Annotated in this window: 11 protein-coding genes; 8 read left to right on the forward strand and 3 right to left on the reverse strand. The window is 55.6% G+C overall.

Going from position 1 to position 14,656, the window contains the following annotated elements; all coding sequences use genetic code 11:
- Positions 1-51: 51 nt before the first annotated feature.
- From L0666_RS08040 to L0666_RS08070, 7 genes are read left to right on the forward strand one after another with little or no spacing between them, the layout of a single operon-like run.
- Positions 52-1,101: a Gfo/Idh/MocA family protein gene (locus L0666_RS08040; RefSeq protein WP_235260133.1), complete on the forward strand. Its 1,050-nt coding sequence runs from the start codon at positions 52-54 to the stop codon at positions 1,099-1,101.
- A complete protein-coding gene (locus tag L0666_RS08045) occupies positions 1,098-2,111 on the forward strand; it encodes a Gfo/Idh/MocA family protein (RefSeq protein WP_235260136.1) in 1,014 nt (337 codons plus the stop codon). Before L0666_RS08040 ends, L0666_RS08045 begins: the two co-directional genes overlap by 4 nt.
- The gene (locus L0666_RS08050) at positions 2,108-3,166 is read left to right on the forward strand and encodes a Gfo/Idh/MocA family protein (protein ID WP_235260138.1); all 1,059 of its coding nucleotides are present in this window, start codon (positions 2,108-2,110) and stop codon (positions 3,164-3,166) included. Before L0666_RS08045 ends, L0666_RS08050 begins: the two co-directional genes overlap by 4 nt.
- 49 nt (positions 3,167-3,215) lie before the next feature.
- Positions 3,216-4,478, forward strand: a complete 1,263-nt coding sequence (locus tag L0666_RS08055; RefSeq protein WP_235260143.1) for an ABC transporter substrate-binding protein — start codon at positions 3,216-3,218, stop codon at positions 4,476-4,478.
- Positions 4,479-4,538: 60 nt separating this feature from the next.
- Complete coding sequence (locus tag L0666_RS08060) at positions 4,539-5,507, forward strand: carbohydrate ABC transporter permease (RefSeq protein WP_235260146.1); 969 nt, start codon at positions 4,539-4,541, stop codon at positions 5,505-5,507.
- Positions 5,500-6,552, forward strand: coding sequence for a carbohydrate ABC transporter permease (locus tag L0666_RS08065; protein WP_216037962.1), 1,053 nt, complete (start codon positions 5,500-5,502; stop codon positions 6,550-6,552). Before L0666_RS08060 ends, L0666_RS08065 begins: the two co-directional genes overlap by 8 nt.
- Positions 6,553-6,582: 30 nt before the next feature.
- Complete coding sequence (locus tag L0666_RS08070; protein WP_235260147.1) at positions 6,583-7,662, forward strand: ABC transporter ATP-binding protein; 1,080 nt, start codon at positions 6,583-6,585, stop codon at positions 7,660-7,662.
- Between the two features lie 78 nt (positions 7,663-7,740).
- Here the strand turns inward: L0666_RS08070 and L0666_RS08075 are convergent, their stop codons facing one another.
- From L0666_RS08075 to L0666_RS08085, 3 genes are all read right to left on the reverse strand, one after another.
- Positions 7,741-8,499, reverse strand: coding sequence for a proteasome-type protease (locus L0666_RS08075; RefSeq protein ID WP_235260150.1), 759 nt, complete (start codon positions 8,497-8,499; stop codon positions 7,741-7,743).
- An 88-nt stretch (positions 8,500-8,587) separates the two neighbouring features.
- A complete protein-coding gene (locus L0666_RS08080) occupies positions 8,588-9,568 on the reverse strand; it encodes an alpha-E domain-containing protein (RefSeq protein WP_235260152.1) in 981 nt (326 codons plus the stop codon).
- Complete coding sequence (locus L0666_RS08085) at positions 9,568-10,992, reverse strand: circularly permuted type 2 ATP-grasp protein (protein ID WP_235260153.1); 1,425 nt, start codon at positions 10,990-10,992, stop codon at positions 9,568-9,570. Before L0666_RS08085 ends, L0666_RS08080 begins: the two co-directional genes overlap by 1 nt.
- Positions 10,993-11,128: 136 nt before the next feature.
- On the opposite strand from L0666_RS08085, the gene L0666_RS08090 reads away from it, so the two are divergent.
- Positions 11,129-14,590 carry a transglutaminase family protein gene (locus L0666_RS08090; RefSeq protein ID WP_235260157.1) on the forward strand — a complete coding sequence of 1,154 codons (3,462 nt, stop codon included), beginning with the start codon at positions 11,129-11,131 and terminating at the stop codon, positions 14,588-14,590.
- Positions 14,591-14,656: the final 66 nt, after the last annotated feature.

A 14,656-nucleotide genomic window follows, 5' to 3' on the forward strand; every position in this document is an offset into this window, starting at 1 on the left:
ATAGGGCGCAGTGTGTGTGCCAACTTGCCGCAGCAGGGAGGAGATCTGCGAATGAGCGACTCGAAAAAGGTCAGTGCCGCGATCATTGGTGCGGGGATGGTTGCGCGGACGCATGTTGCAGCTATCGCAGCAGGGGATTGCGTGCGGCTCGCGTCGATTTGTTCGCGCAGCGGGGAGCGCGCAAAGGCGCTGGCCGTTGATGCCGCGGAACTGACGGGCGCTCCTGTAGACGCTACAAGCGATCTGTCTGCTGTCGCTGCGGATGCATCCGTAGATTTCGCAATTATTCTTACGCCGCCCAATGCACGGGCTGAAATTATTCGCCCCTTGGCGCAGGCGGGCAAACATATTCTGCTCGAAAAACCAATGGGGCGGACATCCGATGAGGCCCGCGAAGTCGTTCAGATTTGCCAAGATGCGGGCGTGGCGCTGGGCGTTGTATTCCAGCACCGTATGCGTGCTGCGTCTATCGCTGCCGCTAAGATCATCGGTTCTGGCGATTTGGGCGCGCTTGGTGTGGTAGAGATTTCCGTGCCGTGGTGGCGCGATCAGGGATATTACGATGAGCCCGGTCGTGGAACACTATCGCGGGACGGGGGCGGGGTTCTGATCAGTCAGGCCATTCACACGATTGATCTTGCGTTGTCGCTGGCGGGGCCGGTGAAATCGGTGCGGGCCATGGCGGCTACGACGCGGTTCCATGACATGGAAGCCGAAGATTTCGTTTCGGCGGGTTTTGAATTTGAAAATGGCGCAGTCGGGTCGATGGTGGCCAGCACGGCCAGTTTCCCCGGTGGCGCCGAGAGCATCACGATGCATTTCGACAACGCGAGCCTGCATCTTGCCTCGGGTCAGTTGCACATAAACTGGCGCGATGGACGGTCAGAAGTCCAAGGGGAGGCTGGCGGCACAGGCGGTGGCGCGGACCCGATGGCGTTCACCCATGAATGGCACCAAGGCATCATCGAAGATTTTGCTGAAGCAATCACCCAAGGCCGCGATCCTGTGGTGACAGGGCAAGCAGCGCTAGATGCGCATGATTTGATTGATGCAACTATGCGATCCGCCCGTAGTGGCCAGATCGAGGAGATTTCCAAGTGAGTACCCCTTTGCGTTTTGCCGCCATCGGCATCGACCATCGTCATGTCTACGGTATGGCGGCCAACCTGATTGATGCAGGCGCGGAATTTGTGGGCTGGGCGACCGAGGGCCACCCCAACACCGAAGATGGATTTGTTGCGCGGTTTCCTGACGTGCCACGCGCCAAGGATGGCGATGCGCTGCTTGCTGACCCTTCTATCGACTTTATCGTTCTGTCAGGTATCCCACGGGATCGTGCCGCGTGGGCCATCCGCGCCATGGAAGCGGGCAAAGACGTACTGAGCGATAAGCCAGGTTGCACCACCTTTGAACAGCTCGCCGCGTTGCAGGCCGCCGTTGAGGCCACGGGCCGCATTTGGTCCATCGATTTTTCCGAACGCTTTGAGGTGCCCGCCGTGACGCGGGCCGCTGAACTGGTGGCAGAGGGTGCGATTGGCCGTGTGATCCAGACCATCGGCATTGGCCCGCATCGGCTTAATAAGCCTACTCGTCCCGATTGGTTCTTTGATCGTGACGCCTACGGCGGCATTTTGACGGATATTGCCAGCCACCAGATTGACCAGTTCCTGTTCTTTACGGGATCGGATGATGCCGAAATCACGACGGCCTGTGTTGCCAACTATGCCAACCCCGATAATGCGGGTTTGCAGGATTTTGGTGAGATTGGCCTGCGCAGTGCCAATGGCCACGGCTACATCCGTGTGGACTGGTACACGCCTGACGCCTTGCCGACGTGGGGGGATGGTCGTCTGACGATCCTTGGCACGGAAGGATATATCGAGCTGCGCAAATACGTCGACGTTGGCCGCGAGGGCACGGACCATGTGATCGTCGTGAACGGCACGCGCTGTGAAACGATCGACGCATCCGATGCGGGCCTGCCGTTCTTTGCGACCTTGATCGACGATTTCCGTACGCGTGGCCAAAAGGCAATGACGCAGGCCCATGTGTTTAAGGTTTGCGAATTGTCCCTACAGGCGCAAGCCATCGCGGAAGGCAAAACTGTATGATCCGTGTTGCCATCATTGGGGCGGGCATTGGGGCCGAGCATCTGGAAGGCTACCGTGCGCTACCGGATCGGTTCCAAGTGGTGACCCTGTGCGATCTTGATACGGACCGCGCGACTGCTGCGCTGAACGGGGATGCGACCATCGAAGTGAGTGCTGATCTTGATGCGGTGATGGCGGATGAGCGTATCGATCTGATCGATGTCTGTCTGCCGCCGCACTTGCATTTTCGGGTGTCGATGCAGGCGTTGGAGGCGGGGAAACACGTGATCTGCGAAAAGCCGATTGTGCGATCGTTGCATGAGGCGGATCAGCTGGAAGCCGCGGCAAAGGCACAGGGGCGGCAGGTGTTTCCCGTGTTCCAATACCGGTACGGCAAAGCCATGGATCAACTGATGGCGCTGCGCAAAGCAGGGCTTGCGGGTAAGCCATATGTTGCAAGTGTCGAAACCCACTGGAACCGCGATGGTGAATACTATTCCATCCCGTGGCGCGGGACATGGGCGGGTGAATCTGGTGGATCATTGTTGGGCCATGCCATTCACGCCCATGACTTGATTTGTCACGTGATGGGCCCTGTGGCTGATGTGTTTGCCTTTGCCGATACCCGCGTAAACGACATCGAAACCGAAGACTGTGCATCCTTGTCGTTTCGTTTGAACAACGGAGCACTGGCGACGTCGTCTGTCACGTTGGGGGCAGGGGATGACACAACGCGGCTGCGGTTCTGTTTTGATGGGCTGACCGCTGAAAGTGGGACTGCCCCATACACACCTGCGCAAGACGTTTGGACATTCACAGCGCGTGCGCCTGTCACACAAGACCAGATCGACGATGTCCTAGAGGGCGTGGCGCAAAACAGGCTTTCGGGGTTCGCTGGTTACCTTGAGGCAACAGCAAATGTGCTGGACTCTGGAGGTGACGATGGGGTTACCTTGGCAGATGGCCGCCGTTCGATCGAACTCGTGACGGCAATTTATACTTCGGCGCGAAATAGGGAGATGATTTCGTTACCGCTTAAACCGGACTCGGAGTTTTATAAGGGGTGGATGCCTTAGCCATTCCAATATTTTCTAATCATTAAGGTAACTTGGAGGAGACCAAACAATGAAAAAGACACACCTGCTTACCACAGCGCTTGCTGCGGGTCTTGGTGTTGCTGCTGGCGCGGCGATGTCCCAAGAAATTCGGTTCATGTGCTATTCCGATGGCAATGAATGCGAAGTTTACGACGACCTGCTGACACGATTTGAAGCCGAGAACGACGGCGTTGATGTGATCGTCGATGTGGTTCCATATCAGGCTATTCTCGAAAACCTGCCAGTGCAGCTTGCTGCGGGCACAGGTCCTGACCTTGCTAAGGTAACTGACCTTGGCGGCCTGAACGAGTTTTACCTCGATCTCACACCATACGTAGACACTGGCTATTGGGATGCGTCCTTTGGAGAGACTTTGAACTGGTACCGCAATGGCGACCGTCAGGGTTATTACGGCATGCACTCTCAGTTGACGATCACGGGTCCGTTCGTGAACGCGACGCTGTTTGAACAAGCTGGCGTAGACATGCCGGGTGCTGGTGCATCTTGGGATGACTGGGCGACTGCAACACGGGCAGTGACCGAAGCCACAGACGCTGATTTCCCAATGGCGATGGACCGTTCCGGTCACCGCGTTGCGGGCCCAGCTGTTTCCTATGGCGCAAAGTACTTTGACGCAGACGGTAATGGTTCTTTTGAAGGCTTTGACGCCTTTGCAGAAGCATTCGTAGGCTGGAACGAAGACGGCACAATGGCGCGCGACGTTTGGGCAAGCCAAGGTGGGTCCACATACGCGGATGCCGCACAAGAATTCATCAACGGCGAAGTAGTCTTCTATTACTCCGGTTCTTGGCAGGTTGGTCGTATGGACGAACAAGTCGGTGATTTCTTTGACTGGCAGGTTGTCGGATCCCCTTGTGGTCCAGCTGGTGCATGTTCCGGCATGCCGGGCGGTGCTGGTGTTGTCGGCTTTGAACAGACAGAACACCCAGAAGTTGTTGCTGCGCTTATCGACTTCCTTGCTCAGGAAGAGATCTACGCTGAAGCTGCTGCACGCACAAAGAACCTGCCTGCGCACCTTGGCGTCGCCTCTGCTGGCGTTGAGTTCCAAGACGCAAGCCCAGCTGCACAAGCCGCGTTGAACGGGTTTGCAGGCGCATTGCCAGACGTATCCCCAATCGCATTCGCGTATCAGGGCTATGCCGGCAACCGCGCAATGTTCGGCATCACTGTCGAACGTCTGAGCCAAGCGATTGTTGGCGAGTTGTCTGTTGGAGACGCGATGATGCGCGCTTCCTCAGACCTCGAAGCAGCAATGGCAGAAGCCGACTAATCACACCACGGCCCGCGGCGTTTCATGCGCCGCGGGTTTTCTTTTGGGGGGGGCGGTGCCATGTTGAAAATCCTGACACCAATGATGCGGATTATCGAAGTTCCGATGCTTGCGTTGCAGCGCAAGATTGGGATCAACCGGCTGGCGTGGGCTTTCCTACTGCCGAACCTCGTTCTTTTTGGGCTGTTCGCCTTCTTGCCCGTTATTCTAAACGTGTTTTACGCCATGACAGGCGGAGACAATGTTTTGCTGGCGGATCGTCCTGACGTGGGCGCGCGCAATTTTGCGCAGTTATTAGATTGTTCCAACCATTTTGACCCCAACAGTTGCCGCGAAGATAAGTTCTGGCGTGCCGTTTGGAACACGATCTGGTTCGTTGTTTTGCAGGTCGGGTTTATGGTGGGCTTTGCCTTGCTCACCGCTTTGATCTTGAACCGCGACATCCGCGCGCGCGGGTTCTTTCGCTCGGTCTTTTTCTTTCCTGTTTTGTTGTCCCCTGTCGTTGTCGCGCTCGTCTGGAAATGGATTTTGCAGCGCGAGGGCGTGTTGAACGCCTTTCTTGATTGGACAGGTGCGGGCGGCATCAATTGGCTGGTCGATGCGCAGTGGGCGTTCGGGTGGTCTGTGTTTATTTCCGTCTGGGCGCATATGGGGTTTTATACATTGATCCTATTGGCAGGCCTGCAGGCGATCCCGCGTGATGTTTATGACGCCGCCTTGATGGATCGCGCATCGGCGTGGCGCACGTTCCGGCGGATCACGCTTCCGCTGTTGTCACCGACCATGTTGGTGGTGCTGATCCTTGCGCTGATCAAAGGCGTGCAAACGTTCGATGAAATCTACGCCTTTACGGGTGGTGGCCCAGGCACGGCGACGACGTTTATCATTCAATATATTTACGAACGCGGCTTTGCAGGTGCACCGCGTCTATTTGGGCTTGCGGCGGCGGCATCGTTGCTCGTGGCTGGCGTGTTGGTCGTTCTGACGCTTGTGCAATTGCGGATCAGTAAGGAGAACGCCGATGGCTAAAGTTCTATCATTCCTGACTGCGACGCGGGGCAAGGGCCGCCTTCATTGGACCGACTGGGTGTCCTACGGGTATTTGATTTTCGGTGTTTTCCTGATGTTCGGCCCCGTTGTGTGGTTGCTGTTGTCCAGCTTCAAGACGCCTAATGAATTGGATCGGTTCCCGCCGCGTTTCTTGCCCTATGCACAAGAAACGCTTGTGGTTGACGGTTATGACGAACCGCTCTTGGCGTTTGTTGTCACCGAAGGCGAACTGGAAGGGCAAACCGTGGGGCAGACCCGCCGTGCGGCGGGCCGCTCAGAGGTCGTGTCACCGTCCAACCCAACAGAACGAGTACGCTTGACGACGGACCAACTCGAACCCATCGAAGGAATCGCCTTTGCTACGGAAAACTACACCCAGCTGTTTGAGCGGTTCAATTTTCTAAAATTCTTCTGGAATTCGACCTTCATTACGGTGACCGCAACGGTTCTGATGCTGCTTTTCAACTCAATGGCCGCCTTTGCGCTGTCCAAATACGAATTTAGGGGGCGAACGACGGTCCTGCTGTTGGTCATCGGCACTTTGATGATCCCTCAGACGGTAGTGCTTGTGCCGCTGTTCCTGATTGTCACGGAACTGGGGATGTTCAACTCGCTATGGGGTGTCATCATTCCGGGAGCTGCGACACCGACCGGCGTGTTCCTGCTGCGGCAATATATGATCACGATCCCTGATGAGATTTTGGATGCCGCGCGTATGGACAAAGCCAGCGAATGGAAGATTTTCTGGCGGATCATTTTGCCGCTGTCCGCGCCCGCGATTGCGGTTCTTGCGATCCTCGCGATCATGTGGCGTTGGAATGATTTCCTATGGCCACTCATCGTGTTGACACGCACCGAGAACTTCACCCTGCAATTGGCGCTGAACTCGTTCCAAGGTGAGCTGCAAACTGACTGGCCAAGCCTGCTGGCGATGACAGTTTTGACGCTGCTGCCCATCGCAGCTGTCTTCATGTTCTTACAAAAATACATCGCGACCGGCATTGCCTCTACGGGTGGTAAGTAATGGCGCGTTCAATACCAAAGGAGGTCCAGCATGGCGCGGATTGAGCTTAGAAATGTCCAGAAATCTTATGGGGCTGCCGAGGTCATCAAAGGCATTGATCTGGATATCCAGCACGGCGACTTCTGTGTTTTCGTCGGCCCGTCTGGCTGCGGGAAATCCACACTGCTGCGGATGATTTCGGGCCTTGAACCGATTTCGGGTGGTGACATCGTGATCGGCGAAGAGGTCGTGAATGACATCCCGGCCGCAGACCGTGGGCTTGCGATGGTGTTTCAGTCCTATGCTCTTTACCCGCATATGACTGTGCGCCAAAACCTGTCGTTCGGGTTGGAAAACCTGAACACGGCGCGCGCGGAAATCGACAGTAAGGTTGGCGAAGTAGCGAAGATGTTGCAGATCGAACAGCTGCTTGATCGTCGCCCAAAGGACCTGTCCGGCGGGCAGCGCCAACGCGTAGCCATTGGTCGTGCGGTCGTGCGCGAACCACGCGTTTTCTTGTTTGATGAACCACTTTCCAACCTTGATGCGGAACTGCGCGTGGATATGCGCGGGGAGATTACGCAGCTCCACCGTCGCCTGCAGAACACCATGATCTATGTGACCCACGATCAGGTCGAAGCCATGACAATGGCCGATAAGATCGCTGTGCTGCGCCTTGGTGAACTTGAACAGTTTGGGCGTCCGCTTGATCTGTATAACCGCCCCAAGAACATCTTTGTGGCGGGTTTTATAGGAAGCCCGAAGATGAATTTCCTGAAGGGGACCGTGTCTGCGGACGACGTGAACGTGGTCGATCTGGAAACAGGGGATGCGTTACGTCTTCCAGAGGGGCGGTTCAATCAAGTCGCTGGGCAAGACGTGTCCGTTGGCGTGCGCCCGAACCATCTTTCGATAGTTTCCGATGGGTCGATCAAAGTCACAGTCAAAAGCGTCGAGCAACTGGGCGGTGAGGCATATGTCTATGCCGCGCTGAGCAACGATCAATCCTTCACGCTGCACATGCCGGGTCAAATCGGCGCGCAAATCGGCGAGACGTTATCTCTGTCGGCTGACGGCGATCATATGCATCTGTTTGACACAGCGAGCGGTGACTCACTTAGGGCGGATTAAACGGCACGGGCTCCGCCTGATAAGGGGAGCCCGAGTGTTAAATCTATTGCGATATGTCAGGTCGAGCAGGCCTTTAGGTTACGACATTGTACCTTGGTCCGATTGCGAGATTGAGAGTTGCGCCATCTCGAGGAAGGCGTTCCGCAGCGAATTCGACCAAGCGTCGGACAAGGCCAAATAATCGGGGTCATGATCATCGATCCGGCGCTTTTGCGCAAAGCGCAGCTCGTCTCGCGCAACAACGGACAGATCCAGCGGCATTCCCACGGACAAGTTCGACCGCAGTGTTGAATCCATAGACAGCAAGGCGGCGGTCACGCAAACATCGACAGGGGTATCAACCGTAATCACGCGATCCAAGATTGGTTTTCCGTATTTGTGTTCACCAATTTGGAAGAACGGTGTGTCTTCACCAGCTTCGATAAAGTTGCCTGCAGAATAGACGTAGAACAGGCGCATTTCGCCGCCAGCACGCTGCCCGCCTACGATGATGGATGAGAGCGTGCTTTCGCCAGCTTGCGCAATATTACGCCCATATCTGTTTTGGATGACACGCATCGCGTCGCCAACGATCTCAGCAATGCGGAACATTGAATCCGCATTTAGCAGTGTGTCGATGCCTTCTTGTGGCTTGTCGATGTTTTCCTGAAGCAAGCTTATGACGGCCTGAGTGACAGCCAAGTTGCCTGCGGTCATCATTGTGATGACGCGGTCACCCGGAACCTCCCAGGTAAACATCTTTTTATATTTCGAGATGTTATCGACACCTGCGTTGGTGCGGGTGTCGGACAGGAATACCATTCCGGCATTCGTTTTTAAGGCGACGCAATAAGTCATCAGGCTGGGAGTATCTCCGTTTGTGTGTGCCGGGATTCGGCCAACATTCGGTGTGCTTCTATCACCGCCTAACCACAGTTCCGAGCCGCTATTGTACAGTTTCTTTAGTTGCCGGCGGGTAATCTACCCCAAATCCGAAAGCTGCGGAGGTCGCTTGCGCCCTTAGGTTGGTCGCGGCGATGAAATCGGTCAGCCAATCGTGTAAGCCGTGTTCAAAAATAGCATCAACGCTTGTGTTGCGCAGGGTTGCTTCGGCATTGCGTGCATCGCTGGCGAGCTTTTGTTGGATTGGTAGCTCAGACGCGAGCTTATCCGATAAAGTCGCAATTTCAGCCATTGCTGTCATAAGGGATCGCGGGCTTTTCTCGTTCAGAACGAGCAGATCAACGACGCCCTGCGGGTCAACAACCCGACTGTACAAGTGGCGGAAGGCGACTGCCGAATTGGCCGCCCGCAAGATTTGCACCCATTGTAGGTAGTCGATGCCACCGCCTACATCCGTCGCTTCCGGTAAGAGAACGTGGTATTTTACATCCAGAAGGCGTGCTGTGGCATCAGCCCGTTCAAACCACTTTCCTAGTTCAATGAACCGAAAGCCATCATCGCGCAGCATCGTGTTTTCGATTTTGCCAAGCGCAAGCCCGCCTTGATTTCGCACCCAATCCAAAAAGTAGGAAAGGTTCTCTCGGTCTTTCTCGACTCTCAGGTGTTCGTGAAGTTGTAAGCGCGTATCGTTTACCGCTTCCCAGACTTCAGCAGTGATCGCATTTCGCACGGCTTTTGCGTTCATTCGCGCGGCTTCGATGCATGATGTAATGGATGACGGATTAGAAATGTCACGGATCAAATGGTCCGAAACGGCGGCAACGTCCGCGTCTTCTAGGGCTGTTGGAAACGTACCGGAAGCGCCAGATGCGACAACGATGGAACTCCATTCGTTGTAGTCTTGCGTCGGGTCCTTTGGCAGGCTCTCAAGACGCTGACCGGCATCAAGAAGACGCGCGACGTTTTCCATGCGTTCGATGTAACGGCCCATCCAGAACAGGCCCTCTGCTGTGCGGCTCAACATTAGACAGCCCCCGCGTTCAGGACCCAAGTGTCTTTGACACCACCGCCTTGGCTTGAATTCACAACCAACGAGCCTTCACGAAGGGCGACGCGGCTTAGTCCACTCGGGACCATTTTTGTCGTCGCACCAGAAACCACGAAGGGGCGCAGGTCGACATGGCGTGGGATAAGCCCATCTTCCGCGAGGACAGGCGCAGATGAGAGCGATAATGTCGGTTGCGCGATGTAGTTGTTGGGGTTGGCTTTCACTTTAAGTGCGAATTCCTTGATTTCGTCCTTGGTTGAGGTTGGGCCGATAAGCATCCCGTAACCGCCTGAACCCTGAACTTCTTTCACAACCAAGTCGGACAAGTTATCTAATACATAGGCCAGATCATCGGCTTGATCGCAGCGGTAAGTCTCTACGTTGGGTATGATGGGCTCTTCGCCTAAATAGAACCGGATCATGTCGGGCACGTAGGTGTAGACGGCTTTGTCATCTACGACTCCCGTGCCAGGCATGTTGATCACCGTGACGTTGCCGGCTTTCATCGCGTCCATAAGACCTGCGACACCAATCATGCTGTCCTTTTGGAACACGGCTGGATCAAGGAATGCGTCGTCAATCCGGCGATAAATGACGTGAAGTTGTTCGAACCCGCGTGTCGTGCGCATGTAGACCTTCTGATTTTCGACGACGATATCGGGGCCTTCGACCAATTCGATCCCCATCATATCCGCGAGGAATGAATGTTCAAAATATGCGGAATTGAACTGCCCCGGCGTGAGGATCGCCATCGTTGGCGTGCCGGTGCAATTGGGCGGGGCGACCGCTTGCATCGCTTCGGCAAGGAAATCGGTATAGCCGTCAACGGGACGAATTCTGCCGTCGCGGAAGAGTTCTGGGAACATTCGAGACATGACTTCGCGGTTCTGCAGAACGTAGGAGACGCCCGATGGGGTTCGGCAGTTGTCTTCGAGTACAAAGAATTCGTCGGGGCCTGTCCGCACAAGATCGACGCCGATGATATGCGCCCAAACGTCCAGCGGAGGGCGGTAGCCGTTCATCAATTCTAGATAGGCGGGGTTTTTCGTGATCATGGCTTCGGGAACGATATCTGCTTTGACGATCTCGCGGGCGCCATAAGCATCGGCAATAAAGGCGTTCAGGGCATTGGCGCGCTGGATCGAACCGCTTTCGATCTTTTGCCATTCGGTTGCGTTAAATATCCGCGGGACCATGTCGAACGGGATCAACCGGTCCGGGTCACCGCCTTCGCCGTAGACGGCAAACGTAATCCCAATTCGCCGAAACAAGGCCTCGGCCTCAGCGCGGCGGGACTGCAATGCGTCTATTCCGTTTCGTTCTATCCAATCGACAACAACTTGATATTCAGGACGGAGCGTTGCCCCATTTTTCATCTCATTGAAGAAGTCGCCGTTCATTGTCGCCCCTTTATTCACATTAGGGTTGACCGTAACGGGTTCGGCCCGTCAGACAAGGAGGGGCGTCAAATTAGGAATAATTGAAGTCCGCAATTCTTGTATTTTTTCAAGTTTTGCCAAAATAAAAGGCAACTGAGTGTCCATAAGCGTAGCGCTAAGCCATAGAACAACATACGAATATGACCGCCCCGTAAACTTGGCGCCCCATGTGGTGCGACTTCGACCGGCGCCACACAGCCGGACACCGATCAAGAGTTACAGCCTTCGAATTGAACCCGAAGACCACTTTATTAATTGGCAGCAAGACGCCTACGCTAACTGGAGCGCGCGACTGGTCTTTCAGAAGCCAACGCAGAAGTTTTCGGTCACTGTCGATCTTGTTGCGGACATGGTTGCGATTAATCCCTTTGATTTCTTTATTGAAGAATCCTGCGCAGAAGTTCCGTTTGCCTACACGAGTGACCAACTCAAAGACCTTCGACCCTACCTGAAAAAGGTTGGCCGCGGGCAAGCGTTCAAGGACTTCGTTGACGAAGTGCCTGCGCAGTCTGGCACGACAAATGACTGGCTTGTCGCGGTGAACAGCTTTTTGGCGAACCGCATTGATTACACCATCCGCATGGAACCTGGTGTGCAAAGGCCGTCGGTGACGATCCGTAAGGCGCTTGGATCGTGTCGTGACAGTGCATGGTTGATGGTCGCATTGCTGCGCGAGCTGGGTTACGCAGCGCGGTTCGTGTCGGGCTACCTCATTCAATTGACGGCAGACCAGAAACCGATCGAGGGGCCCGCTGGCCCTGAGGATGATTTCACCGATCTTCATGCATGGTGCGAAGTTTATCTTCCCGGTGCGGGCTGGATCGGTATGGACCCAACGTCTGGGCTGTTTGCTGGTGAGGGGCATATCCCATTGGCCGCAACGCCTGAGCCGACCTCAGCTGCTGCGATCACGGGTGCACATGAATTTGCCGAGGTCTCGTTTAGTTTTGATATGTCCGTGAAACGGATAGATGAACCGCCGCGCGTGACGCGTCCTCTGAGTCCCGAACAATGGGCCGAGATCGACCGCGCTGGGCAGGCGATTGATAAGAAACTCGAAGCGCAAGATATGCGGCTCACGATGGGAGGCGAGCCGACGTTCGTTTCCGCAATCGATCGTGATGGCGAAGAATGGTCCACTGCCGCAGTCGGCCCGACCAAACGAACCTATGCTGATCGACTTGTGCGCCGTCTTCGGGAACGGTTTGCGCCTCACGGGGTTTTGCATCACGGGCAGGGCAAGTGGTACCCCGGTGAACCGCTGCCGCGCTGGGCCTATTCGTTGATTTGGCGCGGTGATGGGCTGCCTCTTTGGTCTAACGCTGACCTTTTGGCGCAAGAGAACACAGGCACCGCAACTTATGAAACCGCCGAGGAATTTTCGGAAAAACTGTTGGATGCCCTTGAACTGGGGGATGAAGCCGTCGCGCATCCGGTCTACGAGGATCCGCTTCATTTTATGGGTAAAGAAGCGATGTTGCCCGACAACGTGTCGGTTGAAGATAGCCAGTTGGAAGACCCTCAAGAACGCGCGCGTATGGTGCGTATGCTGAACAACGGTCTTTCCAATCCGGTCAGCTATGTCATTCCAATCCAGTTGGCCCAAGCCAAAGCCAGCGCACGCAGGCGGTTCCGCTGGGCGTCAGATGTTTGGGGAACGCGCCGCGATAAGTTGTTCTTGATGCCGGGCGACAGCCCGGCTGGCTACCGTTTGCCGCTGAACTCGCTCGATAAATCCGAAGAGTTTAAGCAGTATTTCCGCGATACCATGTTGCGACGTAAACGTGGTTTACCCGCGCGACGTGCGGTTCGTCGGGGGGATGAACCCGAAGGCGGCGCTGATGATAATCACGTCCTAAACACCCCTGTTTTTGGGACCGGTTACGGTCAACCGACGTCGGTAAATCCTACGCGACAGGTCCGCCAACAACGCGGCGATGCGGCGCCTGGTCCTGCACAGAATTTTGGCGAAGATGTTTGGATGCGCGACGTCGAAACCTCGGATGATTGGCTCATGGGAGAGCATAGTTTCTGGGTCGAGGGCATGCCTGTGCGCACGGCGCTAGCGGTTGAACCGCGCGACGGTATTTTGCATGTCTTCATGCCGCCAACGGGGTCGTCTGATGAATATCTCGATCTTGTTGAAGCCGTAGAAGAGACCGCCGCGTCTATGGATTTGCCCGTTCGCATCGAAGGGTATGAACCGCCGAATGACGGCAACATCAATGTCATTCGCGTGACCCCTGATCCGGGTGTCATCGAGGTTAACATTCACCCCGCTAAAAGCTGGCAGTCGTTGAAGGAAATCAACGAAGCCCTCTATGAGGAAGCGCGCCAATGTGGGTTGGATAGTTTCACGTTCATGGTGGACGGACGGCTTACGGGATCGGGCGGCGGCAACCATATCGTTGTTGGTGGTGCGACACCTGCGGACAGCCCGTTCTTGCGGCGGCCTGATCTTATTGGATCGCTGATCCGATATTGGCAGCGGCATCCGTCCCTGTCCTACCTATTTTCTGGCACCTTCATTGGCCCGACCAGCCAAGCCCCGCGTTTCGACGAAGGCTTGCCTGACAAGGTTTATGAGATGGAAATCGCGCTGAATGAGTTGACCCGAATTCAAAAGAGCGGCCAGTCTTTTCCCTGGTTATCGGATCGCATTTTGCGACACCTTTTGACTGATTTGACGGGTAATACACATCGCGCCGAAATCTGTATCGACAAAATGTATTCGCCAGACAGTCCGACGGGGCGTCTCGGACTTGTGGAATTTCGTGGGTTTGAAATGCCACCGCATTGGCAGATGAGCATGGCGCAATCGCTCGTGATGCGCGGGTTGCTAGCGTGGTTTTGGGATACGCCGTATGAAGAGCCGCTCGAACATTGGGGCCAGACGCTGCACGATAAGTTCCTGTTGCCGCATCATTGCCGCGCTGATTTCAATTCAGTGCTGGAAGACCTAAGCGGAGCGCACGGGTTTGCATTCAGACCAGATTGGTATGACGCGCAATATGAGATGCGGTTCGGCGAAGTCGGACACACCCATGTTGAGGGGCTAAAGCTGACCCTGCGCAACGGCATCGAACCTTGGTTGGTCCTTGGCGAAGAGGCTACGGGCGGGGGTACGTCACGATATGTGGACAGCTCCCTTGAACGCGTGGAGCTGAAGATCGAAGGCGATCTTGGTGAGCGGTTTGTCATCACGTGCAATCAAGTTGAGGTCCCGCTCGAGAAGGTCGGCCCGGATACATACGTCGCTGGCATTCGGTTCCGCAGTTGGCAGCCTTGGTCGTCGCTTCATCCGACGATTCCGGCACATGCGCCGCTTGTTTTCGACGTTTATGATCGGATTTCAGGGCGGTCTGTTGGTGGGCTAAAGTATTTGGTGGCCCATGAAGGTGGCCGCGCCCATGAGACGCGCCCCGTAAACGAGCTGGAGGCCGAAGGACGCAGACGTGTGCGTTTTCAAGAGGGACAACATACGCCGTTCCGGTTCGACCCGATCAAACCACGGGCCAACCAATGGAACGCTGCGACGCTTGATTTGCGGTTTATCTAGGGCGCCATCCACGGACCGCCCGCGTTGTGGGCTTTCGGCCGTGGTTGGTTTGCTTTCGCAGATACG

Source organism: Octadecabacter algicola, from assembly GCF_021532625.1.
GTDB classification, from domain to species: Bacteria; Pseudomonadota; Alphaproteobacteria; order Rhodobacterales; family Rhodobacteraceae; genus Octadecabacter; species Octadecabacter algicola.

Bases quoted from the DNA above. Each gene is read 5' to 3' on its own strand.
- L0666_RS08040 (WP_235260133.1), top strand. From the start codon at position 52: ATGAGCGACTCGAAAAAGGTCAGTGCCGCGATCATTGGTGCGGGGATG.
- L0666_RS08050 (WP_235260138.1), top strand. From the start codon at position 2,108: ATGATCCGTGTTGCCATCATTGGGGCGGGCATTGGGGCCGAGCATCTG.
- L0666_RS08055 (WP_235260143.1), top strand. From the start codon at position 3,216: ATGAAAAAGACACACCTGCTTACCACAGCGCTTGCTGCGGGTCTTGGT.
- L0666_RS08060 (WP_235260146.1), top strand. From the start codon at position 4,539: ATGTTGAAAATCCTGACACCAATGATGCGGATTATCGAAGTTCCGATG.
- L0666_RS08065 (WP_216037962.1), top strand. From the start codon at position 5,500: ATGGCTAAAGTTCTATCATTCCTGACTGCGACGCGGGGCAAGGGCCGC.
- L0666_RS08070 (WP_235260147.1), top strand. From the start codon at position 6,583: ATGGCGCGGATTGAGCTTAGAAATGTCCAGAAATCTTATGGGGCTGCC.
- L0666_RS08075 (WP_235260150.1), bottom strand. From the start codon at position 8,499: ATGACTTATTGCGTCGCCTTAAAAACGAATGCCGGAATGGTATTCCTG.
- L0666_RS08080 (WP_235260152.1), bottom strand. From the start codon at position 9,568: ATGTTGAGCCGCACAGCAGAGGGCCTGTTCTGGATGGGCCGTTACATC.
- L0666_RS08085 (WP_235260153.1), bottom strand. From the start codon at position 10,992: ATGAACGGCGACTTCTTCAATGAGATGAAAAATGGGGCAACGCTCCGT.